Here is a 23375-nt window from a genome sequence, read left to right as displayed (position 1 = left end):
TATGGATTGCTTCGCTTCGCTCGCAATGACGCGGGGAGGGAATGCGTACCGTCATCCTGAGGTGCGAGCGGAGCGAGCCTCGAAGGATGAATCGGCCCCGCTGGTCGCCGTGCATCCTTCGAGACGCGCTACGCGCTCCTCAGGATGACGGGACGGACATCGCGGAGTTAAGCCTTCCTCGAAACCACCTACCGCTTCACGTGCGGCGGCTCGTCGTACCCGCGGCGGCTGGAATAGAACAAGAGGCCCATCAGGCCGACGCAGACCGTGCCCAGAACCGCAATTCCGATCGTGAACATGACGATGCCGGAGGTCGGCACCGGAGCGTCTACAGTGAGCCCTTCATAGGCGTAGACGCCGACGGCGACCAGGAAGACCAGCAGGCCGATGCTGATTGCAATGCGCATGGGTATCTGCCTTTGCTGAAGGCCAGAGGAGCAAGGCTGGCTGCATGCAGGGCAGGTTGTGCTGATTATCCCGCCGCCGCGGTGACCTTGGCCAGCGCCTGCTGTCCGGCTTGGGTGAGCTCGGAGAGCGTCGTCCTGCCGCTCTTGGCGCATTTGATGATGTATCTGGCAACGCGCCTGCGGGTGTCATGTTCCTCGCCGTGAAGCGCGTTGGCGCAGACGTGGTCGAGCGCAAAATTCATGGCGGCGAGCGTCCGTGAGTCAAATCGTTCCTCGATCATCCCGGCTCTCCCATCGCAGCTTGCTCCGGCCTTTGCGGCTATTTGCGGAGTGTCAGCTGCTCGCTGACTTCCATCACGGTCTCGGTCTGTCTGGCTTTCTTCATCAGCGTCTCGCGCTCCCGTCCCGGCGGCAGCTTGCGTGCCGCGATGCGCGAATCCTCGGCGAATTTTTGCAGGCGTTCCTCGAATGATCCGGGAGGTCGTGACCTGTTGCGTTTCCTCTTGACCATGCCGCCTCCTCGCTGGAACCAGCGATACTAGGCATGTCCCCGGAGGGCGTCGTTAACCCATGACATCGGCTTAAACGAAATCGCTGCCGGCACCGCAGGAACGATCTTCGGCGCCATGCGTAACGCTCACACGTTCGCTGCTTTGCTCCCCGAAGGCAGTGGACCGTTCCGGTGACGGGCCTCGGCGAATTGCATCGCCGGGGCCCGCATAGCTTCAAGGCAATTGAGACAAAGGAAGTGAACCAAGGGAAACAAGCCAAGGGAAACGAGCAATGGCACATTCGAACCACGGCATCGTGAAGGACGACAAGGGCCAGGAGCAGCCGGCCGACAAGGCGCGCGCACAGACCGCCCACAAGACGGATCAGCGAAAACCGGGAAAGCCCGAAGCGACGCGGGATCCGAAGTTGAACGACGCGGACAAAGCTCCGGGATCCGGCATGACGGCTGACGATCGCGGCGATCCCCCGACCGGCTGAACCGTGTTTTGCTGTGCAGCAACTGCGGCAACGTGGCAGGAACCAGGAACGAAGACCCTGCTCCATCGTTGGCCCCCGGAGATCAATGGAGAATGATATGGCGACGGACGAGAGGGAGCTCGGAAACCTGATCGGCAGCGACAAGGTCGAAGGCACCGCGGTCTATGGCTCGGACGAGCGCAAGATCGGCTCGATCGAGCGCGTGATGATCGACAAGAAGAGCGGCCGTGTGTCCTATGCCGTGCTCGGCTTCGGCGGTATTCTCGGCCTCGGCAACGACCACTATCCGCTGCCTTGGCAGTCGCTCAAATACGACACGAGGCTTGGTGGTTATGTCACCGGCGTGACCGAGAGCCAGCTGCGCGGCGCGCCGAAATACGGCAGCGAGCGGGACTGGAATTGGGCCGACATCGGCACCACGCGGGCGGTGAATGATTACTATGGCGTGCCGCTCGTCTGAGCGGCGGCAAATCCCGGAAGGCCCGCGCCTCAAGAGCGACGGGCCTCTGACGACTGAGCTGTACCGCGCATGAGGACAATAACCGTCGAGTCCTCTGGCGTCTGTACACTTGTGCACATACGTCAATAGCTGTGCAATGTAACATACGTTATTGAAAACGGCCCGGCAGTTACCCGATTAAACATGCGGGGAGATCAATGTCGTTGGCGTCGCTAGTCCGGAAATTGGAGCAGTTTGTACGGCTTTCGCCGGTAGACCACGTCATCCTCAATCGCGCATCCACCGAGCGCGTCCGCCATTTTGCGCCGCGCGTCGATATCGTCCGTGAAGGCGAGAAGCCGACGGATGTCCATCTGATCCTGTCCGGCTGGGCCTATCGCTACAAGCAGCTCGAGGACGGCCGGCGCCAGGTGGTGTCGTTCTTCCTGCCCGGCGACATCTGCGACGTGAATGTCTTCATCCTGCGCGAGATGGATCATTCGATCGGCACCATCACCGCGGTGTCGATCGCCGATCTCTCGCGCGAGTTCTTCGACAAGGTCGCAGCCGGGCATCCGCGCATCGTCACTGCGTTCTGGTGGGAAACCCTGGTCAATGCGGCGATCCAGCGCGAATGGACCATGAGCCTCGGCCAGCGCACGGCGCTGGAGCGGATCGCCCATCTGCTTTGCGAGATCTGGCTTCGGCTGCGCCTCGCCGGCCTGACCCAGGGCGACAGCTGCGACTTCCCGCTGACCCAGGGCGATCTCGCCGACGCCACCGGGCTTTCCAAGGTCCATGTCAACCGGACCCTGCAGGAGCTGCGCGCCGAGGGACTGATCGTGCTCAAGGGCAAGACCCTGTCCGTTCCCAATCTCGACCGGCTGATGCGCGCGGGCCTGTTCAATCCGAACTACCTGCATATGGATCACGAGGGGCGGCAGCTCGACGCTATCAGGACGCCGTCGGACGTTGCAGCGGGATGACCGGCGCGTCCTTCGGGGGAGGCGCAACGCGCTGTGCGCCACGGGCGCAAGCAGGATTTGGCGCGCCGCAGTTCCCATGAGCGGATGGCAGTTGCCGCCCAGCTAGGAACGATTTCCCTGTGGCTCCCGTTGTTGACCATGGCCGCCGACCATGACGGAGGCGATCGGATGTTGCGCTATTTCTTCGATATCAGGGATGGCACCGGGCTCTATCCGGATGAAGAGGGCCTGGAATTCCCGGATCAAAGATCCGCCGAAATGGAAGCCGCCCGCACCCTCGGCGAACTGGCCAGGGACTTTGCGGCGCTGGACGACCGGCACGACGTTGCAATTGAGGTGCGGACGGAAGACGGCGCCGTGTTCAAGGCTGCCTTCATTTTCGAAACCCGTCATCCAAGGCAATAAGTCTGTCTCTGTTCGGGGCGCAAATCGCTTATCCGTGTTCCGGATTCCCGGTCTGGCCGGTCAACCGGCGACCCCCGGCGCTGGAGGTTTCACGGCGCCAGGGATCACCACTCCCGATGGGCTTGGGGGCTGAAGTCGGGAGCTTCGAGTCGACTCCCGGTGTTCCGCTTGGTTCCAAGCGGGGTCTCCTAATTTCTGTTCGCCGGTGGTCCAACCGGAATGGCTGCCGGCTATCAGTGCGCGCCAACAGCGTGTTGTTCATTGGGTGCAAGTTTTCGATCTGTATCAGCCGCGCCAACGCAGCTCATCGCGTGCCGGGATGCTTCGCAACGGTAGCCTTGGCCCTGGCGATCGCCTCCTGGGTGCTTTGGAAGGTCTGCGTTCGGATCGTCGGACCGCCGGCAAGGGGCGTGATTTCGACCAGATAGCCGCCGCCGCGTTGCTCGACGATGGTTAGTCGATGCCCCTGATATTCGATCTCGTCGACTGGCATTTTTCGGGCTCGCCCATCTTCAATCGGTCGGTGCGCGCTTTCTGCTGATCCGGAGGCTTCCCGGATCGGTGGTCTTAGGTCGGCGAAGTCAGCCACTCGGTCATCTGGACGGCCATGTCGTCCTGACGAGCCTTGCGGAGCAGCGCATCGCGCCTGGGGCCGAGAGGAAGGGCTTTCGCCTCCTCGCGCAGATCGTTTGCCTCTTGGGCGAGGCGTTCTTCCAGCGACTGGATTTGGCGCACGCGACGACGACGTTTTGTCATACGCTGCTCCCTTGTTGATGCAGGCGGGAGCACTATTGGTCTCTCAGTCACCGACGCCTACGGGCCACGCCTTGGCCGGTGATGCAGGCAAACGGCTTGGTTGAGGGAAGGTTGCTATAAGTCGGAAATCCGACTCACGAACCTCTACTGCCTCTATCGCTATTGCCTCTATCATTCCTCCGGCCACCACGTCACAAGCGAGTCCGTCGCCGAAAGCTGGCTGGGAACCAGACATCCTTGTTTGCCAGGAGGCCTGGCTTCAAACGTGACGACCTAATTTTTGCGCGCGCCCTCGAAGTTTGCGAGAGGCAGACCCTCCTCATTCCGAACGGTGAGCGTTCGTCCGGTCAGCGCCGCAATCCGGCGAACGACGTCGAGCGCGGTTTCCTCGTCTGTGAGATCGAGAACGATGGCCGACGTTGAGGAACGCCCGGCGTCCGAAACCGTGAAGACGGAAGATCTTCTATCGTTCATGACTATCTCGGCGGCTGCAGTCCGGGCGAGCTGAGCCACTCGTCCAGATGCGCTGCCGTATCAGCCTGCCGCGCCTTGCGGAGCAGATCCTCCTTCCTGGGGCAGGGTGGGAGCGCAGCAGCATAGTCGCGCGCTTGCTGCGCGTAGGAGATGAGGCGATCTCGAAGTGTTTTCGTTTGCTCGAAACGACGCCGCTTTTGCATGGCGCACCTCCCTTGAACTGGGCGGGAGCGCAACTGGCGTTCTCATCACTGATGGTTGCCGAGGGCTAAGCAGTGATGGGGTCAGTAGATTCCCGTTATGTCGGGTTGTCGACTCAATTCTGCGCAGGAAGGGCAAAACAATTAGGAACCAGCTCGCTTCAGCAGCTCGTAGCACTCGCACGAATTGGCCAGCAGAAGGCGGCGATTCAGTATCTGCAGCTTCCCGCGCGAATAGGTGATGGCGCCCCGCTTTTGTATATCTTTCGCAGTATCCGTGATGGTGGTGCGGCGCACTCCGAGCATCTGGGAGAGCAATTCCTGCTTGAGGTCGAATTGATCGCTCTCGGCCCGGTCCGCAGTGTGAAGCAGCCAGCGGCAGAAGCGCTCCTCAACAAGGTGGAGTGAGTTGCAGGCCGCGGTAATCCGGGCCTGGTCGAGCAATACGTCAGCATTCTTGAGGCATATTTCTGCCATCGCGCTGCTGCTTGCCAGGATCGCCCGGAAGTCTTCCATCGAAATCCTCAGGGCGCGCACGGGCAACTGAGCGACGACACGGACCAGCGATGCCTGCGAGCCAAGGCCTGCGCGGGCACCGATCAGGCCTTCTCGCCCGACGACCGAAGTCTCAGCCATCCGCCCGTCTCTCAGAACAACCAGAAGCGAGAGCATGCCCGATAACGGGAAGTAGATGTCCGTGACTTCCTCGCGCTCCTTTTGGACGACGTCGCCTTGGGTGAACTCCACGACGCCTGACTTCGCCGTCAGCGACCGCAAGTCGCGACGAGGCAGCAGCGCCAGGAGTCCGTTGCGAAGAGGATTGTCCACGATGCGCAACCTTTCGCCCGATCGGTCGGGCAGGTCCGCAGTAAGTAGGTAACGCTCCGAAGGCGTTCCGCGGAATGGGATATGAAAATCCAATCAGGCCGGCACCGGTCCGTTCCTATTATTTTGGGGCATACGCGCTGACCATAGGTCGCGCAGCAACGCGCCCGTCGAGGGCATTCGGGGCCGCGTCGAAGCCTTGGCGGAGACGGGACCGGGCGATCCAGTACGCCGCGACCTCTCGGCTCAAGCACAGCCGCCTCTGGATTACCGGATCACCCGCATGCGCGGCTGATGACACCGAACAAGCCTCGCGAGCGTGACACATATTCGATGTCGTCCCTGCGAAAGCAGGGACCCATAGCCACCAATGGTCATTGTCGAGCGATGCTGGGACGACAGGTCCGATTCATGACAACCGCCGCGGAGTATGGGTCCCTGCTTTCGCAGGGACGACCCATGGGAAGAGCCGTGGACTCACGTACTGGATCACCCGCATGCGGGTGATGACACCGCGTGTCTGGCATCTTGAATCGAGAACCCATCCACATCGTCGTCCTGGGCAAGCCAGGACTCATTGCCCCAAATCTCGAATGCCGCGCGACGCTGTGGCCAGGACACCGTTCATCACCGAGTGCGGTGGTTATGGGCTGGCTTTCGCCAGGACGACAGCAATCAATGTGGCGCGACCAGCTCGCAAGATCAAATTTGGTCTTCACCCGTTCGCGGTCTTCACCACCACGAGGTTGTCATCCGGTGCTGCCGGATGGCGCTTGAGATGATCGCGGCGCAGGGCGATCTCGTCGCGGACCAGCTCGTAGCCGAGCTTGAAGGTATCGAGGCCGTCGCCGGAAACCGTGCCGTCGCGCAGGCCGATCACCGCGCCGCGCAGGATCGCCTCGAGCTCGTCCTGCAGTTCGTCGAGGTCTTCGCTGCAGGTGGTGTGCTCGACGCGCTCGCCGATGTCGAGGATCCGGCCCGCCAGCTCGCTGGCCCGCGCGGGCGCGACGCGGGTGATCTTGGTGTAGATCGCTGCGAAGATCGAGCCGATGATGCTGAGCGCGGCGGCGCCGAGATACATCACGTCGCTGTAGCGATCCATGAACGACTTGGTGTCGTCGTTGATGTATTCGGCAGCGCCCTGGTGGGCGACGATGAAGGCGTCCTTGTCGGTCGCGGCCGGTTCGATCCTGGAGGCGAAGCCGTTGTCGAGCGCGAGCTCGGACTTGTTCTCATAGACGATGCGCGCGAGCTCGGCGGCGGTCGTCGTCGGCATCCAGGATTGCGCCACCAGGAGCCATTCCAGACCGATGGTGTCGACCTCGTCGTCGGGGATCGCCGGCGAGGACGACAGCATGCCGGTCGAGACCGTCTCCTCCGAGATCGCCGGATATTTGCGCGCCAGCGCCTTGGCCTCGTCGATCGCGTTCAACGTAAAGCCGCCGGCGCGCTTGGTGTATTGCTCGTAGGTCTTGTCCTTGATGATCTTCGAGGCATGCTCGATCACGACCACGGCGGCAAAGCCCGACGCGAACAGTTTGTCGAACGGAGTGTTCGGCGGCGCCTGCTGCACCCGCTGCGCCGCATCCGGGCTGTCGGAAATCTCGAGCGCGCTGCGGACGAAATTGACGCCGTTCTCGCCGTCGCCGACGACGGCGATCTTCTTCCGCTTGAGTTCGGGCAGCGACTTGATCTTCTTGCCGCCGGGGCTGAGCACCAGCACCACGTCATGCTCGAGGATCGCGATGGCGCGGGCGCGCGGCGGCACCTTGGCGTCGGTGCGCAGGATGGCAAGCGAGGCGTCGCGACGATCGAACTGCGCCAGCGCCTTGGCGTTGTCGGGGTTCGGCGCGATCTTCAGCCGCAGCCGCGACGAATTGTTCTTCAGCACGGTCGCAAGGCGGGCGGCGAACTTCGCCTCCGGGCCGTTGGCATCGCCGACCGCGAACACCAGCGTTTCGGAATTGCGCAGCCAGACCCGGCCGCCGATCACAGTGATGGCGCTGAGCAGCAGCGTCAGCAGGGTGAAGATGATGATCTGCGTACGGTTGCTCTTGGCGACCGGAGCGCGCGGCCGCGGCGGCATCGGCGAAGGCGCGGGGGCTTCGGCACTCATGGCTGATCACCTGGCTCATCACGCGTCCGGGACGGCCCGTTGCCGGAACGGCGCTGCGCTGCCCGGTGAATCCGTAAATGACTATAAAAGAAAGAAAATTTCCCGTGCAGCCGACGATATACCTCACCGGCGGGAATGCAAACTAGCCACCGGCCGTAACCTTAATCCCCGGACGGCCTGCGCCGCGATGCCACATGACCATCGCCACTATCGACGGCTGAACCCAGATGTGATTTTCGAGGGACCGCAGGTGCATTCCGCCGCGGGAGATGTCATAAATGATACAAGCTTCGGTTTGCGGAATTGTGCTGACGGCCTGACCCGGATTTTCTTGCAATCACATTCATCGAAGTAAAAGGGCGTCAGCTTGTTGTTTCCTGCCATGTCATCGTCGGTGTCGGTTGGTGCCCTGGTGGGATGGATGTTGCTTCTCACCGCTAAGCACATCATCGCCGACTTCATGCTGCAGAACGCCTGGATGGCGATCGGCAAGGACCAGAAGACCGGTTGGGCCATGCCGCTGCTCGCGCATTGCCTGGTCCATCTCGCGGTCGCGCTGGCGCTGATCCTGGTGGTGGCGCCGCGGTTCTGGTACGTCGCCTTCGTCGACTTCGTGATCCACATCATCGTCGATCGCTGCAAGGGATACTGCGCCTCGCATTTCGGCGTGACGCTCGAATCCGGCCATCCCTGGTTCTGGACCCTGATCGGGGTCGACCAGGCGCTGCACCACCTCACCGGCTTCGCGCTGTCGATCTACATGGCCGCGAACTAAGCGGCCGGCGCACGCCGCTTCCTTCATTGCGAATCGCTGACCATCCGCCCACGGCGGGGGAATGTGATTCGCGTGCAACGGGCAAGCGTCTCCGGAAGCGACCGGAGGCCGTGGTTAACCTTTCGTTAGAGGATTGCGCGGCATCTTCCCGGTCGAGGGGGATTTGCAAATGTTTTCAAGCCGCGACGCCTTCGAGAACGATGCCTGCCCAGTTGCGGACGACCTGCTCGGCCAGATGTACCGCGCCAATCCCAACGGGCTTTCGCTGCTGGTTGCCAATGTCGCGCCCGACGTCAGGGCGAGGCTCGCGCTGTTCTGCTATCGCCGCAGCCATCTGCACGCACTCGCGGTGGCGATTGCGTCGAGCTGCAGCGAATGGGAGCTGGTCAATTCCGGCGGCCGTGTCGGATCGACGCTGTACGCGCTGTCGCGTGAGCCGGCTCGCGTGACGACCGCTTCGCATGGCGGCCGCAAGCCGATCACGCTGTCGACCAAGCCGCTGTCGAGCTTCGCACCTGTTGTCGACGACGAACTCGACGACGAGGACGTCAGCGAGACGGTGACTGTGACGGCCTAAGTCGTGCTCAATCAGGCTGTGCGCTCGGGATGAGCGGCAGCCCATGCCGGCGCCGCGCCATCGCACATTCCGCATCGCCCGGCAGACAGGTTCGGCACACTTCCGGCCGCACCGCATAGACCTCGCAGCGCGTTGCTTCTCCGACCCGCCCTGACAGCGCCGAGCAGCGGTCGCCCTCACAGCGCATCCCCGATTGCCGGGCGTTGACGAATTGCGCCGGGATCAGGTCGAGCTGCGCATCGTCCTCGATCGTGAAGCGCGGCCAGTTCGCCGAATAGCTGCAGCAGGCGCCGCAGGACTGGCAGGGGCTCGCATCCGCCGTATCGATCGCGTTGCCGGCCATCAGGTGTCCCTCGGTGCTTCCCACACCAGGCTGCGCCGCCAGCGCGCCCTGAGCAGGTCGCGCCGCTCCGGATACTTCTCGTCGTGGTAAACAGCGGTGACCACGCGGTCGGTGCGGAAGCTGCGGAAATCCTTGCGCAGCTCGCACCAGGCGGCGAGCAGCCGCACCGCTTCGTGATAGCCGACCGCGATCGGCCAGATCGTGCGCTCAGAGTCGCGGCCGTGCTCGTCGCGATAGTTGAGCGTGATCTTCTTGCCCTCGTGGATCTGGCTGCGGGTCCTGACCATGTCGATGCGGTCCGGCTCCCGGTTCCAGGCCGAGCGCGCGCGGCTCGCCGGCTCCAGCACGAACGGCCGCAGCCGGTCGGGCACGGTCTCGGCGATCTTGGCCATCAGGTCCTCGGCCGCGCGCGCCAATGCCGGATCGGCGTGACCGACCACCCATTGCGCGCCGAGCACGCAGGCCTCGATCTCGTCGGGTGTCAGCATCAAGGGCGGCAGGTCAAAACCCTTCTCGAGGATGTAGCCCATGCCGGCCTCGCCGCGGATCGGCACCCGCTGCTCGATCAGGCTCGCGATGTCGCGATAGATCGTCCGCTTCGATGTCTCGAGCTCGGCTGCGATTGCATCGGCGGTCAAAGGCTTACGGGTGCGGCGGAGCACCTGGATGATCTGAAACAGCCGGTCGGCGCGTCTCATGGCAGTTCTCTTCGGTCGCTCTCTTGCAGCTGTCTTGACGACTGTCTTGACGGATCTCGCGGTGTCTCGACGCGTCGGCTTTTCGCGCCCCCTGTCACTGCTGCTGACAGCATGTTGGCAGCAGGTGGGGGCTATACCAGGACAACACCTCAAGTGAAGGGAATTTGTCCATGACGAATCTTGACGAACTCGGTTTCAGGCAAGCGCAGAGCTTCGCGCTGGAACAAATGATCACGGTCTACTCTACCTCCGGCGACCTGCGCTGGGCCCTGGTCGCGCTGGTCGCACAGTCGATCGGCGCCGCCTGGTCCTATGGGCGGGCACGGCTGGTCAAGCGGGTTCGCGAGGCGGTTCGCCGCCTCGCACCCGCAGGCCTGCTCGGCAGGGAATGCCACTACTGCTGACACCATGCTGGCAGCAGGGGACAGCTAGCTTCGTTTTACGACCACAGGCGATCGGGAGCTTCATATGATTACGCTTTTTGGCTTTGGTACGGGCTTCGGTCTGCCGGAAATCAGCCCCTTCGTGACCAAGACCGAGGTCCAGCTCAAGATGGCCGGGCTTGCCTACACCAAGGAAAAGGCGATGCCGCCGGCCTCTCCCAAGGGCCAACTGCCGTTCATATCCGATGACGGCGAGACGATCGCCGATTCGACCTTCATCCGCGCCCATATCGAGGGCAAATACGGCTTCGATTTCGACGCGCCGCTGAGCCTGCAGGCGCGCGCCCAGGCCTGGGCCTTCGAGCGCATGATCGAACATCACGTCTACTGGGCGCTGGTCGGCGCGCGCTGGGTCGACGATACCAATTTCGCCAAGGGACCTGCGCATTTCTTCGACGGCGCGCCCGATCACATGCGCGACAAGTTGCGCGAGGACGCCCAGTTCCGCGTCGCCGAGAACTATCTGTTGAGCGGGCTTGGCCGCCACGGGCCCGACGAGGACGTCGATGTCGCCATGCGCTCGCTGTTTGCGCTGTCGGTGCAGCTCGGCGACAAGCCCTATCTGATGGGCAACGCGCCTTGCGGGACTGACGCCACCGCGTTCGGCGCGCTGGCGGGGATTCTGACGCCGTTCTTCGATTCGCCGCTGCGTGAGCGCACCGAGAAGTTCGACAACCTCACCGCCTATGTCGGCCGAATGATGCAGCAATATTATCCGGAGTTCGTCTGGGCGCCGTTGCAGCAGCAAGCGGCTTAAAGCGCGATCGCGCTTTCCTGTTTGGGCATGATCTCCGCGCAAACGCGTTCCGCGTTTGTCGCGAGGGAAAACCGCTTCACACTTTTCCGGATCATGCCTAGGGAGCGGGCTCGCCCTTCAATGCGGCGAGCTCGGCCTCGAGCTCGGCGATGCGCTGGTCGCGTGAGGCGAGGGCTTGTGCCACATCGGCCGCGTCGAACTTCTGCGGGATGTGCTGCGGGCAGTTGGTGTCCCACGCGGTGACCTTGAACAGGATCACCTGCTCGGGCCGTGCGCGATAGCCTTGCGGCATCAGTGCGCGTGACAGCGCCGGATCGTCCTCGACGACCCGCGCCTCGCCCCACAGCTTGACGCGGCGGCGGTGCGCATAGTCCATCACGAAGATGTACGCCTTCGCATTCTCCGAGAGATTGCCCTGCGTGATGAACTGCCGGTTGCCGCTGTAATCGGTGAAGGCGAGCGTGTGCTTGTCGAGCACCTTGATAAAACCCTTCGGCCCGCCGCGATGCTGGATGTAGGGCTGACCGTCCGCCGAGGCAGTCGCGAAATAGAAGCTGTTCACCTCGCCGAGAAAGTCGGCGAGGTTCTCGTCGATCTCGGTGCGCCAGCCGCCATGCGACTCGACCTCGGCGTAGGCGTCGCGCGAGCCCTTGCGGGCCTGGATCGCCTTGACCACCGGAGTGAAGGCGATATCGCTGGGATAGGTGCGGGCATCGGACATCTGGGCCTCCCGTAACGGGCGTCCTCACCCGACAACATGGATGTTTCCGGATCGTAGGCAATCTTGTAAATTGACACTTTACTGTTGCCGATTATGCAATAGTGCCATGGACCGGATCGACGCCATGCAGGCCTTCGTCGCGGTGGCGGACCTCGAGGGGTTTGCCCCCGCCGCCCGAAAGCTCGGCCTGTCGCCCTCGGCCATCACGCGGCTGATCGCGGCGCTGGAGGAGCGGCTGGGTGCGCGGCTGCTGCAGCGAACGACGCGGCAGGTGACGCTGACCGACGCCGGCTCGCGCTATCTGGAGCGGGCGCGGCGGATCCTGGCCGATGTCGAGGAGGCCGAGGATGCGGTCGAGAGCGAGCGCACCCGCCCCGAAGGGCGCCTCGTGATCTCGGCGCCGTTCGGCTTCGGGCGGCTGCACGTCAGTCCCGTCGTCTCCGCCTATCTGAAGCGCTATCCCGATGTCGGGGTCGACCTGCGGCTGTCGGATCGCCGCATCAACCTCGTCGAGGATGGCGTCGACCTCGCGGTCAGGCTCGGGCACCTGCCGGATTCGACCCTGGTGGCACGGCATGTCGGCCAGATGCGCCGGATCGTGGTGGCCTCGGCCGGCTATCTGAAGCTCCGCGGCGAGCCGAAGCGGCCGGCGGACTTGACCTCCCATGACACCATCCAGTTCGGCGCCATGACCGCGACGCCGGACTGGCGCTTCATGGAGGATGGCCAGGAGATCCGTATTACGCCGACGCCGCGTTTCACCAGCAACAGCTCGGACGCCGCCATCCAGTTCGCCGAGCAGGACGGCGGACTGACCCGGGTGATGGCCTACCAGGCCGCCGAATCGCTGAAAGCGAAGCGGGTCCGAATCGTGCTCGCCGCCTTCGAGCAGCCGCCGGTGCCGATCCACGTCGTCTACCCGACATCCCGGCTGCTGTCGGCGAAGGTGCGGACCTTCATCGATCTCGTCACCGAGATCACCGACTGGCACTTCGGCTAGCGCAAGTGCTTAGCTCACCGGCGGCTTCTTCGGCACCACGCGGAACGTGCCGCTGGCGCGCGCGATGGTCACGCCATCAGCCTTGATCAGGCTCTGCGCGAAGCAGATCGTGCTGCCGGTCTTGATCACATCGCTCTCGATCGCGAGCCACTGCCCGACATTGGCCGAGCCGACGAAATCGACCGTGAGCGAGATCGTCACATACGATGTCGTCCAGCCGGTGGCCTGGCCGCAGCTGTAGCCCATTGCGTTGTCGGCAAGGGCCGCGATCAGCCCGCCATGGATCAGGCCGCGGCCGTTGGTGTGCGGCCTGGCCAAGCGGAGTCCGATGATGACGGACCGCTCGGTCTTCTTTTGGTAAAGCGGCTCCCACGGCTCGGTGAGCGGGCTCTTGCGCAACAGCGGCTCGAAGCCTTGCGGGACGTCTTGGGGAATGTCGGGTGCGACTTGTGTATCGGTGGTCATCTCTGGCTCGCCTATGGCATTGCGTTGACGCCATTGAATGCGATGTCGATGACGGTTTCACCGCCTACAAAGTTTTAAACGGGATTTGCGCGGATGTTTGAAAGCGGCCCGGCGCTCGGTGCAAAATACAATGTCAGTCGCGGCGCTGTTCCTGATCGTGCTGGTGCCTGCCTATCTGGTACCAAGGCCGAAGGTTGCCACGGCATAGCGCCGGTACCACTTCCGTCACCCTGAGGTGGCCGCTTCTTCAGCGGCCCTCGAAGGGTCGACGGCCCGGCTGGTGGCCTGCATCCTTCGAGGCTCGCTGCGCTCGCACCTCAGGATGACGGAACGGACAGTCGGCGATCAGAACGGCAGCCCCACGTAATTCTCCGACAGCGAGGTCGACGCCGCCTTCGAGCTGACGAGGTAGTCGAGCTCGGCGATCTGGATGCGCGCGGCGAATTCGCCCTCGTCGGGGAATTTGTGCAGCATCGAGGTCATCCACCAGGAGAAGCGCACCGCTTTCCAGACCCGCGCCAGCGCCTTGGCCGAGTAGCCGTCGAGGCCGGCGGAGGATTTCTCGTCGTAATATTCGCGCAGCGCCTGCGACAGATAATGCACGTCGCTGGCCGCAAGGTTCAGCCCCTTGGCGCCGGTCGGCGGCACGATGTGCGAGGCGTCGCCGGCCAGGAACATGCGGCCGAACCGCATCGGTTCGGCGACGAAGCTGCGCAGCGGCGCGATGCTCTTCTCGATCGACGGGCCGGTGACGATCTCGTCGGCGGCCTTCTGGTCGAGACGCCGCTTCAATTCATCCCAGAACCGCTCGTCCGACCATTGATCGACATGATCGTCGAGCGGGCACTGCACGTAGTAGCGGCTGCGATGGGTCGAGCGCATCGTGCAGAGCGCAAAGCCGCGCTCGTGGTTGTTGTAGATCAGTTCCGGCGAGACCGGCGGCGTCTCCGACAGGATGCCGAGCCAGCCGAACGGGTACACCCGCTCATAGCTGGTGATCGCCGAGGCCGGCACGCTGGCGCGGCTGATGCCGTGGAAGCCGTCGCAGCCGGCGATGAAATCGCAGGCGATTTCGTGGGTGACGCCGTCCTTGACGTAGCTGACGCGCGGATGATCGGTGTCGAAATCATGCGGCTTGACGTCGGCGGCGGAGTAAATCGAGGTCAGGCCGGCCGCCTTGCGGGCGTTCATCAGGTCGAGCGTGACCTCGGTCTGGCCGTAGATCGTCACGGTCTTGCCGGTCGCCGCATGCATGTCGATGCGATGCCGTGCGCCGCCGAACGCCAGCTCGACGCCATGATGGACCAAGCCCTCCTGGTGCAGGCGGGCAGCGGCGCCGACACTGTCGAGCAGCGACACCGTGCCTTCCTCGAGCAGGCCGGCGCGAATCCGCCCCAGCACGTATTCCGGGGTTTGCCGCTCGAGAATGACGTTGTCTACGCCGAAAGTATGAAGTAGTTGCCCAAGCAACAGTCCGGCCGGACCTGCACCTATGATTGCTACTTTTGTCCGCAATACCTGCTCCTCCCGATCGGATAGGCTTGAGCCGGGCGCCCGCGCCGGGGCGGCCACCGTCAACTTGCCATGGCAACTATATCATATAACAGGTTTGGCAAGGCCGATTTGCCGCGGAATGCTTTCGCCGCAGCGCAAGATGCCGGAGGGCCGGGTGCGACGAGGCGTCCGCCCGGCGGATTTCGTCTTGAATATTCGCGCGAATTAGATAACATGTTAAGTAATGAGACCGGGCAGGAAGCCCGCCGTCCTGGAGAGGAGGAGACGTGATGAGGAAGAGTTTGTTGGCGCTGCTGATGGCAGCCGCCATCGTGCCGGCCGCAGTCCCTGCCATTGGACCTGCCTTGGCGCAGGACAAGACCGTCAATCTCAAAGTGTCGCTCTGGGTGCCGCCGGCGCATCCGCTGGTGCCGGCGACGCAGGCCTGGGCCGCCGACATCGAGAAGGCGTCGGGCGGCACCATCAAGGTCACCGTGTTTCCGTCCGAGCAGCTTGGCAAGGCGTTCGACCATTACGACATGGCGCGCGACGGCATCGCCGACGTCACCTATGTCAATCCCGGCTATCAGCCCGGCCGCTTCCCGATCGCAGCAGCCGGCCAGCTGCCGTTCGTGTTCTCGGACGGCAAGAAGGGCACGCTGGCGCTGAACGAGTGGTACCACAAATACGCGCCGACCGAGATGAAGGACACCAAGCTGTGCTTCGCCTTCATCCACGATCCGGGCGCGCTGCACGGCAAGAAGAAGATCGTGCTGCCGAGCGACCTCTCCGGCGTCAAGGTGCGGCCGGCGCAAAGCACCATCGGCGAGATGGTCAAGATGTTCGGCGGCACCAACGTGCAGGCCTCCGCGCCGGAATCGCGCGACGCGATCGAGCGCGGCGTGGCCGACGAGATCACCTTCCCCTGGGGCTCGATCTTCCTGTTCGGCATCGACAAGGTGGTGAAGTACCACATGGACGTGCCGCTCTATACGACGGTGTTCACCTACAACATGAACCTCGCCAAATACAATTCGATGTCGGATGCCCAGAAGAAGGTGATCGACGATCACTGCACGCCGGAATGGGCTTCCAAGGTCACCGACCCCTGGACCGATTTCGAAGCCAACGGCCGCACCAAGATGAAGGCGCTGCAAGGCCATGAGGTCTATCCGCTGACGCCTGATCAGCTCGCCGAATGGAAGAAGGCGGTCAAGCCGCTGCGCGACAGCTGGGCCGAGGCGGTGAAGAAGGCCGGCGGCGATGCGGAGAAGATCGAGGCCGATCTGCAGGCCACGCTGAAGAAGTACGAGGCGGGGATCTGATCGCGTTCTCCCTTCACCTCTCCCCGCTTGCGGGGAGAGGTCGGATCGCCCCTTGGGCGATCCGGGTGAGGGGGTACCGGTCTTTTCACTCGCACCAGTTTCGCGGATAGCCCCCTCACCCCAACCCTCTCCCCGCAGGCGGGGAGAGGGAGCTCATCGAGCAGCGCATGACGCAATCTGCCGAAGTCTCTCAAGACGGCGCGATCACCGGTCCACCCGAGCCGGTGCGCAAGAATTTCATGGACCGCTTCATCGATTCGATCGAATGGGTGGCGGCGTTTTTCGTCGGCGTCGTCGCGCTCAACACCTTCACCGCGGTGTTCATGCGCAAATTCTTCGCGGTGACGATCCCCGATTATTACAATTTCGGCCAGTTCCTGCTCGGCATCCTGATCTTCTGGGGCATCGCGGCGACCAGCTATCGCGGCACCCACATCACGGTCGATCTGGTCTGGGCCAATGCCACGCCGCGCCATCAGCGCTGGATCGACATCTTCGCGACGCTGGTGCTGCTGTTCGTCGTGTCGGTGCAGACCTACACGCTGGTCGACAAGGTGATCGACACCAGGAACAGCCACATCGTCACCATGGATCTCGGCGTGCCGGTCTGGCCGTTCTTCCTGGTGTCATGGATCGGCGACGTCTCTGCGGTGCTGCTGATCGCGATCCGCACCTATCGCCTGATCTTCCATCCGGAAGATATCCACGATGCCAAGATCAAGACCGCGGAGTAGACGGCCATGAGTCTCGATTTGAGTCCCGAGGCCGTCGCCGTCATCGGCTTTGTCAGCCTGTTCGTGCTGATGCTGCTGCGCGTGCCCGTCGGCATGGCGATGGGCCTCGTCGGCATCACCGGCTTCGGCTATCTCACCGGCTTCGCCCCGGCGCTGAAATTGGTCGGCCAGACCACGATGCGCACGGTGACGGACTATTCCTTTGGTGTGATCCCGATGTTCCTGTTGATGGGCGCCTTCGTGTCCGTCTCGGGCATCAGCCGTGAGCTGTTCCGCGCCGCCAACACCTTTGTCGGCCACTGGAAGGGCGGGCTCGGCATCGCGACCATCGCGGCCTGCGGGGGCTTTGCCGCGATTTCGGGCTCGTCGGTTGCGACCGCGGCGACCTTCTCCGCGGTGGCTTATCCCGAGATGCGCCGCTTCGGCTATCCGCAGTCGTTCGCCACCGGCGTGATCGCGGTCGGCGGCACGCTCGGGGCGATGCTGCCGCCGTCCACGGTGCTCGCGGTCTACGGCATCATCACTCAGCAGGATATCGGCAAGCTGTTCATCGCGGGCGTGGTTCCGGGCCTGCTCGCGATCCTGATGCACATGGTCACGATCGGCATCATCGGCGTGACCCGGCCGGGCTTCCTGCCGGCGGGCAAGAAGGCGTCGTGGCATGAGCGCTTCCTGGCCCTGCGCGACGTCTGGTCGCCGCTGTTGCTGTTCCTGTTCGTGATCGGCGGCCTCTATGGTGGCTTCTTCGTCCCGACCGAGGCCGGCGCGGTCGGCGCGGTCGGCGCCTTCATCATCGGCATCCTCCGCGGCAAGCTCACCAAGGACGGCATCCTGCAATCGCTGCTGCAGGCGACGCGCACCGCGGCTGCCGTGTTCACCGTGCTGATCGGCGCGCTGTGCTTCGGCTATTTCCTCACCATCACCCAGACGCCGCAGAACGTCACCGAATTCCTCACCGGGCTCGGCATTGGACCCTATGGCGTGCTGGCGCTGATCCTGCTGATGTATCTGGTGCTCGGCTGCCTGATGGATGCGATGGCGATGGTGATCCTCACCGTGCCGATCGTGTTTCCGGTGGTGACCTCGCTCGGCTTCGATCCGGTCTGGTTCGGCATCATCATCGTGATGACGGTGGAGCTCGGCCTGATCCATCCGCCGGTCGGCATGAACGTGTTCGTGATCAAGAGCGTGATCAAGGACGTCAACATGTCGACCATCTTCGTCGGCGTGCTGCCGTTCGTGATCACCGACCTGATCCGGCTGGTGATCCTGATCCTGTTCCCGTTGCTCGCGACCTGGCTGCCGCAACGCATGATAGGTTAGGCGTATGAGCCCCGAGCTTCAGACCAGATACGTCTTCACCATCACCGCCCGGATTGCCGAGGTGACGTCCGCCGGCGACATCGGCACCGGCGTCCGCCGCATCATTCCGATCATCGGCGGCGAGGTGAAAGGCGAGGGGATCAACGGCAAGGTGCTTCCCTTCGGCGCGGACTTCCAGATCATCCGGCCCAACGAGCTGATCGAGCTTGAGGCAAAATACGCGTTCGAGACCGACGACGGCGCCGTGGTCTATGTCGAGAACAAGGGCGTCCGTTTCGGGCCGGTCGAGCTGTTGCAAAAGCTCAAGCGCGGCGAGCCGGTCGACCCGAAGCTGATCTATTTCCGCACCGTGCCGAAATTCGAAGCCGGTGCCGAAAAATACCGCTGGCTGATGGAGCACATCTTCATCGGCTCCGCCGCCCGCCACGCCGACCGCGTCGTGATCGACGTGCATCAGGTGTTGTGACCTCCTCTTATCCTCCCCTGGAGGGGGAGGATCGCCGCGCATGAAATGCGCGGCGAGGTGGGGTGACAGTCCCTCCATTCAGGCGCTGCCCGCGTTGAGAGATCACCCCACCCCGTCTCACATTCCGCTACGCTCCATGTGAGCCGACCCTCCCCCTCCAGGGGAGGGTGGAGACATCGCCACAATCTCGGGGTGTTGCTGACCGTGTCGCCAGCGATGTGCGTGGGGTGCTGTGAGGAAGCGCCCTGATCTCCATCCTCCCGTGGAGGGGGAGGATCGCCGCGCATGAAATGCGCGGCGAGGTGGGGTGACAGTCCCTCCATTCAGGCGCTGCCCGCGTTGAGAGATCACCCCACCCCGGTTCGCATTCCGCTGTGCTGCATGCGAACCGACCCTCCCCCTCCAGGGGAGGGTGAAAGATCCGTGGCATCCCGCGTCGCCGCACCCGTATTGACTCCTGCGATGATAGTTATAAAACATAACTATTCTAACCAGGAAACAATAACGCCATGGGAAACGCTGCCGACGCGGGTGACGCTTCGCTGCTCAGGATCGAGACGCGGGGGGCGGTGCTGACGGTCGGGCTCAACCGGCCCGCCAAGCGCAATGCGCTGAACGACGGCATCATCCTGGCGCTGCGGGATTGCTTTGCTGCCATCCCTGAAGAAGTCGGCGCGGTGGTCGTCCACGGCGTCGGCGATCATTTCTCGTCCGGCCTCGATCTCTCCGAACTGACCGAACGCGACGCCACCGAGGGGCTGGTGCATTCCCAGATGTGGCACCGCGTGTTCGACCGCATCCAGTATTGCCGCGTGCCCGTGATCGCCGCGCTGAAGGGCGCGGTGATCGGCGGCGGGCTGGAGCTGGCCTGCGCCGCGCATATCCGGGTTGCCGAGCCTTCCGCATACTTCGCGTTGCCCGAGGGCCAGCGCGGCATTTTCGTCGGCGGCGGCGGATCGGTGCGGCTGCCGCGCCTGATCGGGGTGCCGCGGATGGCGGACATGATGCTGACCGGCCGGGTCTATTCGGCGACCGAAGGCGCAGCCTACGGCTTCTCGCAATATCTCACCGAGCAAGACGGCGCGCTGCCGAAGGCGCTGGAGCTCGCCGAGCGCGTCGCCGCCAACGCACCGCTGACCAACTTCGCCGTGTTGCAGGCGCTGCCGATGATCGCCGAGGCCAATCCGCAGACCGGCCTCCTGATGGAATCGCTGATGGCCACGGTGGCGCAGAGCGACAAGGAAGCCAAGAAGCGGATCCGCGCCTTCCTGGATCGCAAGACCGCCAAGGTGAAGCCGACATGAGCACTACGTCGCCTGCGTCTACTGCGAGCGTGCATCCGCTGCGCCCGATCTCGTTCGGCAATCCCGACGTCACCGTCGAGCGGCGCGACGACGGCACCATCTATCTTCGTCCCAAGCTCAAGCTCGCCGACTTTCCCGTTCGTCTCACCGACCGGCTGCATCACTGGGCGCAAGCCGAGCCGAACCGCGTGTTCATGGCCGAGCGTGCCGCCGGCGGCGGCTGGCGGCAGATCACCTACGCGCAACTGCGCGAGACCACGCGGCGCATCGCCTCCGCGCTGATCGCGCGCGGATTGTCGGCCGAGCGGCCGATCGTGATCCTGTCGGGCAATTCGATCGATCACGCGCTGATCGCACTCGGCGCGCTCTATGCCGGCATTCCATTCTGCCCGGTGTCGCCGGCCTATTCGCTGGTGTCGCGCGACTACGGCAAGCTCAGCTTCGTCATCAAGCTGCTGACGCCAGGCCTCGTCTTCGTCGACGACGCCGACAAATTTTCCGATGCGCTGCGCGCCAATGTCGGGTCCGATGTCGAGATCGCGGCAAGCCGCGGAGACGTGGCCGGCCGCGATGTCACGCGGCTCGCCGATCTGATGGCGACGCCAGAGGACGGCGGCCTCGACGCGATCCATGCGGCAGTCGGCCCGGACACGATCGCGAAATTCCTGCTGACCTCGGGTTCGACCGGCAATCCCAAGGCCGTCATCAACACCCAGCGCATGATCTGCGCCAACCAGGTGATGCTGCGCGAGACGCTGGCGTTCCTGAAGGACGAGCCGCCTGTGATCGTCGACTGGCTGCCGTGGAATCACACCTTTGGCGGCAACCACAATGTCGGGCTGACGCTGTTCAACGGCGGCTCGATGTATCTCGACGAGGGCAAGCCAATGCCCGGCGGCATCGAGGAGACCGTGCGAAACCTGCGCGAGATCTCGCCGACGGTCTATTTCAACGTGCCCAAGGGCTATGAATCGCTGCTGCCCTATCTGCGTGATGATGCGGCCTTGAGGGCGAAATTCTTCCACCGGCTGCACGCGATGTTCTTCTCCGGCGCCGCGCTGTCGCCGTTCATCTGGAACAGCCTTGATGCGCTTGCCGTGCAGGAGAAGGGCTACCGTGTGCCGATGCTGACCGGCCTCGGCGCCACCGAGACCTCGCCGTTCTTCATGTCGGTGCGGCCCGATACCAGCCGCTCCGGCCACGTCGGGCTTCCGGTGTCGGGCAATGATGCGAAGCTGGTGCCGAACAACGGCAAGCTCGAGGTGCGTGCCAAGGGCCCGAATGTGACTCCCGGTTACTGGCGGCAGCCCGAGCTGACAGCGAAGGCGTTCGACGAGGAAGGCTTCTACAAGTTCGGTGACGCGCTGAAGCCGGCGAATCCCGGCGATCTCGACGCCGGATTCGATTTCGACGGCCGCATCGCCGAGGATTTCAAGCTCGCGAGCGGCACCTGGGTCAGCGTCGGGCCGTTGCGGGCGCGCTTCGTCGGCACCTGCGCGCCGCTGGTGCGCGACGTCGTGATCGCGGGCCTCAATCGCGACGAGTTGGCGGCGATCGTGATCCTCGATCTCGATGGCTGCCGCCTGATCAATCCGGGGCTTGCCGCCGGCGACATCGCAGCCGCGGCCAACGATCCGCTGGTGCGTGCCGCCTTCCGCGAACGTTTCGCGCGCGTCTTCGCCAGCGCCACCGGCTCGTCGAACCGGATCGCGCGGGCGATCCTGCTCGACACGCCGTTGTCGATCGATCGCGGCGAGGTCACCGACAAGGGCTCGATCAACCAGCGTGCGGTGCTGGAGCATCGCACCGACATCATCGAAGCGCTCTATGCGCCGGTGCCCCCGGCATCGGTCATCACACTCGTCTGAGTATTGAAGAGGAGAATGCCATGCAGTTGAAGGACCAGGCCGCCATCGTCACCGGCGGCGCATCGGGATTGGGCGCTGCGACCGCGCGCCGGCTTGCCGCGCAAGGCGCCAAGGTCGCGGTCTGCGACCTCAACGCCAAGCTCGCCGAGAGCGTCGCGGCAGAGATCGGTGGCATCGCTGTGGTTTGCGACGTCGCTGATGCAGCGGCAGCCGAAGCCGCGGTCGCTACCGCCGCCAAGGCGCACGGCCCGGCGCGCGTGTTGGTCAACTGCGCCGGCATCGGGGTGGCAAAACGCGTGATCGGCCGCGACGGGCCGATGGCGCTCGCCGACTTCGACAAGGTGATCAAGGTCAATCTGCTCGGCTCGTTCAACATGCTGCGGCTTGCGACATCTGACATGTCGAAGCTCGAGCCGCTTGCGACCGGCGAGCGCGGCGTCGTGATCTCGACCGCCTCGGTCGCGGCCTATGACGGCCAGATCGGGCAGGCAGCGTATTCGGCCTCCAAGGGCGGCATCGTCGCGATGACCCTGCCGATCGCGCGCGAGCTCGCGCAATTCGGCATCCGCGTGCTGACGATCGCGCCCGGCCTCTTCATGACGCCCTTGCTTGCGGGGCTGCCGCAGGAAGCGCAGGATTCGCTCGCCGCCGCGATCCCGTTCCCGCGCCGGCTGGGCCAGGCCGACGAGTTCGCCTCGCTGGCGCTGCACATGATCGACAATCCCTATCTGAACGGGGAAGTGGTGCGGCTCGATGCCGCGCTCCGGATGGCGCCGCGCTGACGCATGATTGTGACCCGAGAATATTCGACGAAAGCGCTTCCACCCCTCCCATTGGGAGAGGTCGGATCGCGCAGCGATCCGGGTGAGGGGTTAGGATCAACAACGAAGACCGTACCCCCTCACCCCAGCCCTCTCCCCATGGGAGAGGGAGCCCACTTCCGTTGCGGTGCAATCGGAGTCCGGTAAACCATGTTCGTCAATCGGCGCGACGTGCAGATCCAGTGGGGCGATTGCGACCCCGCCAACATCGTCTATTACCCGCGCTACTTCGCGATGTTCGACGATTCGACCTCGATCATGTTCGAGGCGGCCGGCTGCTCGAAGCAAGACCTCGTCCACAAATACGGCCTGGTCGGCATTCCCATGGTCGACACGCGGGCGAAATTCCACATCCCGTCGACCCATGGCGACTGGATTACCATCGAGAGCCGGATCGAGAGCATCAAGCGCTCGAGCTTCGAGGTGATGCACCGCGTGTTCAAGGGCGAGGCACTGGCGATCGAGGCGTTCGAGACGCGGGTGCTGGTCGGCCGTCACCCGGACGATCCCGCCAGGCTGAAATCGGCGCCATTTCCGCAGGAGATCATCGACCGCTTCTTGAACGGCTGAGGTGCGCGTGAAGGGCTGACTCGCGGCTCCTCAATGGCTCGACTTTTGGAGCATGTGCCCCGCGCAAACGCGTTCCGCGTTTGTCGCGAGGGA

The 23375-nt window shown here is 63.8% G+C and carries 29 protein-coding genes; 17 read left to right on the top strand and 12 right to left on the bottom strand.

Annotated features, from left to right (window positions below; all coding sequences use genetic code 11):
• Positions 1-188: 188 nt before the first annotated feature.
• From QMZ05_RS17125 to QMZ05_RS17115, 3 genes are all read right to left on the bottom strand, one after another.
• The gene (locus QMZ05_RS17125) at positions 189-407 is read right to left on the bottom strand and encodes a hypothetical protein (RefSeq protein ID WP_353701808.1); all 219 of its coding nucleotides are present in this window, start codon (positions 405-407) and stop codon (positions 189-191) included.
• A 65-nt stretch (positions 408-472) separates the two neighbouring features.
• Positions 473-688: a hypothetical protein gene (locus QMZ05_RS17120; protein WP_353701807.1), complete on the bottom strand. Its 216-nt coding sequence runs from the start codon at positions 686-688 to the stop codon at positions 473-475.
• Positions 689-726: 38 nt separating this feature from the next.
• The gene (locus QMZ05_RS17115) at positions 727-918 is read right to left on the bottom strand and encodes a hypothetical protein (protein ID WP_353701806.1); all 192 of its coding nucleotides are present in this window, start codon (positions 916-918) and stop codon (positions 727-729) included.
• A gap of 272 nt (positions 919-1190) precedes the next feature.
• On the opposite strand from QMZ05_RS17115, the gene QMZ05_RS17110 reads away from it, so the two are divergent.
• From QMZ05_RS17110 to QMZ05_RS17095, 4 genes are all read left to right on the top strand, one after another.
• Entirely contained in the window at positions 1191-1397 is a 207-nt protein-coding gene (locus QMZ05_RS17110; RefSeq protein WP_353701805.1) for a hypothetical protein, read from the top strand.
• A gap of 97 nt (positions 1398-1494) precedes the next feature.
• Positions 1495-1857: a PRC-barrel domain-containing protein gene (locus tag QMZ05_RS17105; protein WP_353701804.1), complete on the top strand. Its 363-nt coding sequence runs from the start codon at positions 1495-1497 to the stop codon at positions 1855-1857.
• A gap of 203 nt (positions 1858-2060) precedes the next feature.
• Positions 2061-2822, top strand: coding sequence for a Crp/Fnr family transcriptional regulator (locus QMZ05_RS17100; protein ID WP_353701803.1), 762 nt, complete (start codon positions 2061-2063; stop codon positions 2820-2822).
• 168 nt (positions 2823-2990) lie between these two features.
• Positions 2991-3227 (top strand): hypothetical protein, encoded by a 237-nt coding sequence (locus QMZ05_RS17095; RefSeq protein WP_074126788.1) that lies wholly within the window; start codon positions 2991-2993, stop codon positions 3225-3227.
• Positions 3228-3531: 304 nt separating this feature from the next.
• Here the strand turns inward: QMZ05_RS17095 and QMZ05_RS17090 are convergent, their stop codons facing one another.
• The 4 genes from QMZ05_RS17090 to QMZ05_RS17075 form a co-directional block, all read right to left on the bottom strand.
• On the bottom strand, positions 3532-3720 hold the full coding sequence (locus QMZ05_RS17090; protein WP_050425501.1) for a hypothetical protein: 189 nt from the start codon (positions 3718-3720) through the stop codon (positions 3532-3534).
• A gap of 74 nt (positions 3721-3794) precedes the next feature.
• Entirely contained in the window at positions 3795-3983 is a 189-nt protein-coding gene (locus QMZ05_RS17085) for a hypothetical protein (protein WP_353701802.1), read from the bottom strand.
• Positions 3984-4801: 818 nt separating this feature from the next.
• The gene (locus tag QMZ05_RS17080; protein WP_353701801.1) at positions 4802-5578 is read right to left on the bottom strand and encodes a Crp/Fnr family transcriptional regulator; all 777 of its coding nucleotides are present in this window, start codon (positions 5576-5578) and stop codon (positions 4802-4804) included.
• A 619-nt stretch (positions 5579-6197) separates the two neighbouring features.
• Entirely contained in the window at positions 6198-7598 is a 1401-nt protein-coding gene (locus QMZ05_RS17075) for a TAXI family TRAP transporter solute-binding subunit (protein ID WP_353701800.1), read from the bottom strand.
• A gap of 421 nt (positions 7599-8019) precedes the next feature.
• Here QMZ05_RS17075 and QMZ05_RS17070 point away from each other — a divergent pair, with 421 nt between their 5' ends.
• Positions 8020-8373, top strand: coding sequence for a DUF3307 domain-containing protein (locus QMZ05_RS17070; protein ID WP_208764108.1), 354 nt, complete (start codon positions 8020-8022; stop codon positions 8371-8373).
• 169 nt (positions 8374-8542) lie between these two features.
• Entirely contained in the window at positions 8543-8950 is a 408-nt protein-coding gene (locus tag QMZ05_RS17065; RefSeq protein WP_353701799.1) for a hypothetical protein, read from the top strand.
• A 7-nt stretch (positions 8951-8957) separates the two neighbouring features.
• Here QMZ05_RS17065 and QMZ05_RS17060 read toward each other — a convergent pair whose 3' ends face one another.
• Both QMZ05_RS17060 and QMZ05_RS17055 read right to left on the bottom strand, forming a co-directional pair.
• A complete protein-coding gene (locus QMZ05_RS17060) occupies positions 8958-9293 on the bottom strand; it encodes a YkgJ family cysteine cluster protein (RefSeq protein ID WP_353701798.1) in 336 nt (111 codons plus the stop codon).
• Complete coding sequence (locus QMZ05_RS17055) at positions 9293-9991, bottom strand: YafY family protein (RefSeq protein ID WP_028336549.1); 699 nt, start codon at positions 9989-9991, stop codon at positions 9293-9295. Before QMZ05_RS17055 ends, QMZ05_RS17060 begins: the two co-directional genes overlap by 1 nt.
• Positions 9992-10161: 170 nt before the next feature.
• On the opposite strand from QMZ05_RS17055, the gene QMZ05_RS17050 reads away from it, so the two are divergent.
• The gene (locus tag QMZ05_RS17050) at positions 10162-10395 is read left to right on the top strand and encodes a hypothetical protein (RefSeq protein WP_353701797.1); all 234 of its coding nucleotides are present in this window, start codon (positions 10162-10164) and stop codon (positions 10393-10395) included.
• 64 nt (positions 10396-10459) lie between these two features.
• Entirely contained in the window at positions 10460-11191 is a 732-nt protein-coding gene (locus QMZ05_RS17045; RefSeq protein WP_353701796.1) for a glutathione S-transferase family protein, read from the top strand.
• Between the two features lie 97 nt (positions 11192-11288).
• Here QMZ05_RS17045 and QMZ05_RS17040 read toward each other — a convergent pair whose 3' ends face one another.
• Positions 11289-11912, bottom strand: coding sequence for a pyridoxamine 5'-phosphate oxidase family protein (locus QMZ05_RS17040; protein ID WP_353701795.1), 624 nt, complete (start codon positions 11910-11912; stop codon positions 11289-11291).
• 106 nt (positions 11913-12018) lie between these two features.
• Between QMZ05_RS17040 and QMZ05_RS17035 the strand changes: the two genes are divergently transcribed.
• Positions 12019-12912, top strand: a complete 894-nt coding sequence (locus tag QMZ05_RS17035; RefSeq protein ID WP_353701794.1) for a LysR family transcriptional regulator — start codon at positions 12019-12021, stop codon at positions 12910-12912.
• Between the two features lie 9 nt (positions 12913-12921).
• On the opposite strand, the gene QMZ05_RS17030 is transcribed toward QMZ05_RS17035, so the two are convergent.
• Positions 12922-13377: a PaaI family thioesterase gene (locus QMZ05_RS17030; RefSeq protein ID WP_353701793.1), complete on the bottom strand. Its 456-nt coding sequence runs from the start codon at positions 13375-13377 to the stop codon at positions 12922-12924.
• Between the two features lie 345 nt (positions 13378-13722).
• Positions 13723-14892, bottom strand: a complete 1170-nt coding sequence (pobA, locus tag QMZ05_RS17025) for a 4-hydroxybenzoate 3-monooxygenase (protein WP_353701792.1) — start codon at positions 14890-14892, stop codon at positions 13723-13725.
• 269 nt (positions 14893-15161) lie between these two features.
• Here pobA and QMZ05_RS17020 point away from each other — a divergent pair, with 269 nt between their 5' ends.
• From QMZ05_RS17020 to QMZ05_RS16985, 8 genes are all read left to right on the top strand, one after another.
• Positions 15162-16196 (top strand): TRAP transporter substrate-binding protein, encoded by a 1035-nt coding sequence (locus QMZ05_RS17020; protein WP_353701791.1) that lies wholly within the window; start codon positions 15162-15164, stop codon positions 16194-16196.
• Between the two features lie 224 nt (positions 16197-16420).
• The gene (locus QMZ05_RS17015; protein WP_353701830.1) at positions 16421-16930 is read left to right on the top strand and encodes a TRAP transporter small permease; all 510 of its coding nucleotides are present in this window, start codon (positions 16421-16423) and stop codon (positions 16928-16930) included.
• An 18-nt stretch (positions 16931-16948) separates the two neighbouring features.
• On the top strand, positions 16949-18253 hold the full coding sequence (locus QMZ05_RS17010) for a TRAP transporter permease (protein WP_353701829.1): 1305 nt from the start codon (positions 16949-16951) through the stop codon (positions 18251-18253).
• Between the two features lie 4 nt (positions 18254-18257).
• Positions 18258-18719, top strand: coding sequence for a DUF3237 domain-containing protein (locus QMZ05_RS17005; protein WP_353701790.1), 462 nt, complete (start codon positions 18258-18260; stop codon positions 18717-18719).
• Between the two features lie 509 nt (positions 18720-19228).
• Positions 19229-20023 carry a crotonase/enoyl-CoA hydratase family protein gene (locus tag QMZ05_RS17000; protein ID WP_353701789.1) on the top strand — a complete coding sequence of 265 codons (795 nt, stop codon included), beginning with the start codon at positions 19229-19231 and terminating at the stop codon, positions 20021-20023.
• Positions 20020-21891, top strand: coding sequence for a feruloyl-CoA synthase (locus tag QMZ05_RS16995; RefSeq protein ID WP_353701788.1), 1872 nt, complete (start codon positions 20020-20022; stop codon positions 21889-21891). Before QMZ05_RS17000 ends, QMZ05_RS16995 begins: the two co-directional genes overlap by 4 nt.
• A 20-nt stretch (positions 21892-21911) precedes the next feature.
• Positions 21912-22673, top strand: coding sequence for an SDR family NAD(P)-dependent oxidoreductase (locus QMZ05_RS16990; protein ID WP_353701787.1), 762 nt, complete (start codon positions 21912-21914; stop codon positions 22671-22673).
• Positions 22674-22862: 189 nt separating this feature from the next.
• On the top strand, positions 22863-23282 hold the full coding sequence (locus tag QMZ05_RS16985; RefSeq protein ID WP_353701786.1) for a thioesterase family protein: 420 nt from the start codon (positions 22863-22865) through the stop codon (positions 23280-23282).
• The last annotated feature ends 93 nt before the right edge of the window (positions 23283-23375 follow it).

The sequence above is a fragment of the Bradyrhizobium sp. INPA03-11B genome, from assembly GCF_040446015.1.
Classification (GTDB): Bacteria; Pseudomonadota; Alphaproteobacteria; order Rhizobiales; family Xanthobacteraceae; genus Bradyrhizobium; species Bradyrhizobium macuxiense_A.
Note: the sequence above shows the minus strand (reverse complement) of the source record. Positions and strands in the feature narration are given on the sequence as shown.

Coding starts and splice junctions, on each gene's coding strand:
- QMZ05_RS17125 (WP_353701808.1), bottom strand. CDS start 407: ATGCGCATTGCAATCAGCATCGGCCTGCTGGTCTTCCTGGTCGCCGTC.
- QMZ05_RS17120 (WP_353701807.1), bottom strand. CDS start 688: ATGATCGAGGAACGATTTGACTCACGGACGCTCGCCGCCATGAATTTT.
- QMZ05_RS17115 (WP_353701806.1), bottom strand. CDS start 918: ATGGTCAAGAGGAAACGCAACAGGTCACGACCTCCCGGATCATTCGAG.
- QMZ05_RS17110 (WP_353701805.1), top strand. CDS start 1,191: ATGGCACATTCGAACCACGGCATCGTGAAGGACGACAAGGGCCAGGAG.
- QMZ05_RS17105 (WP_353701804.1), top strand. CDS start 1,495: ATGGCGACGGACGAGAGGGAGCTCGGAAACCTGATCGGCAGCGACAAG.
- QMZ05_RS17095 (WP_074126788.1), top strand. CDS start 2,991: ATGTTGCGCTATTTCTTCGATATCAGGGATGGCACCGGGCTCTATCCG.
- QMZ05_RS17090 (WP_050425501.1), bottom strand. CDS start 3,720: ATGCCAGTCGACGAGATCGAATATCAGGGGCATCGACTAACCATCGTC.
- QMZ05_RS17085 (WP_353701802.1), bottom strand. CDS start 3,983: ATGACAAAACGTCGTCGTCGCGTGCGCCAAATCCAGTCGCTGGAAGAA.
- QMZ05_RS17075 (WP_353701800.1), bottom strand. CDS start 7,598: ATGAGTGCCGAAGCCCCCGCGCCTTCGCCGATGCCGCCGCGGCCGCGC.
- QMZ05_RS17070 (WP_208764108.1), top strand. CDS start 8,020: ATGTTGCTTCTCACCGCTAAGCACATCATCGCCGACTTCATGCTGCAG.
- QMZ05_RS17065 (WP_353701799.1), top strand. CDS start 8,543: ATGTTTTCAAGCCGCGACGCCTTCGAGAACGATGCCTGCCCAGTTGCG.
- QMZ05_RS17060 (WP_353701798.1), bottom strand. CDS start 9,293: ATGGCCGGCAACGCGATCGATACGGCGGATGCGAGCCCCTGCCAGTCC.
- QMZ05_RS17055 (WP_028336549.1), bottom strand. CDS start 9,991: ATGAGACGCGCCGACCGGCTGTTTCAGATCATCCAGGTGCTCCGCCGC.
- QMZ05_RS17050 (WP_353701797.1), top strand. CDS start 10,162: ATGACGAATCTTGACGAACTCGGTTTCAGGCAAGCGCAGAGCTTCGCG.
- QMZ05_RS17045 (WP_353701796.1), top strand. CDS start 10,460: ATGATTACGCTTTTTGGCTTTGGTACGGGCTTCGGTCTGCCGGAAATC.
- QMZ05_RS17040 (WP_353701795.1), bottom strand. CDS start 11,912: ATGTCCGATGCCCGCACCTATCCCAGCGATATCGCCTTCACTCCGGTG.
- QMZ05_RS17035 (WP_353701794.1), top strand. CDS start 12,019: ATGGACCGGATCGACGCCATGCAGGCCTTCGTCGCGGTGGCGGACCTC.
- QMZ05_RS17030 (WP_353701793.1), bottom strand. CDS start 13,377: ATGACCACCGATACACAAGTCGCACCCGACATTCCCCAAGACGTCCCG.
- QMZ05_RS17020 (WP_353701791.1), top strand. CDS start 15,162: ATGAGGAAGAGTTTGTTGGCGCTGCTGATGGCAGCCGCCATCGTGCCG.
- QMZ05_RS17005 (WP_353701790.1), top strand. CDS start 18,258: ATGAGCCCCGAGCTTCAGACCAGATACGTCTTCACCATCACCGCCCGG.
- QMZ05_RS17000 (WP_353701789.1), top strand. CDS start 19,229: ATGGGAAACGCTGCCGACGCGGGTGACGCTTCGCTGCTCAGGATCGAG.
- QMZ05_RS16995 (WP_353701788.1), top strand. CDS start 20,020: ATGAGCACTACGTCGCCTGCGTCTACTGCGAGCGTGCATCCGCTGCGC.
- QMZ05_RS16990 (WP_353701787.1), top strand. CDS start 21,912: ATGCAGTTGAAGGACCAGGCCGCCATCGTCACCGGCGGCGCATCGGGA.
- QMZ05_RS16985 (WP_353701786.1), top strand. CDS start 22,863: ATGTTCGTCAATCGGCGCGACGTGCAGATCCAGTGGGGCGATTGCGAC.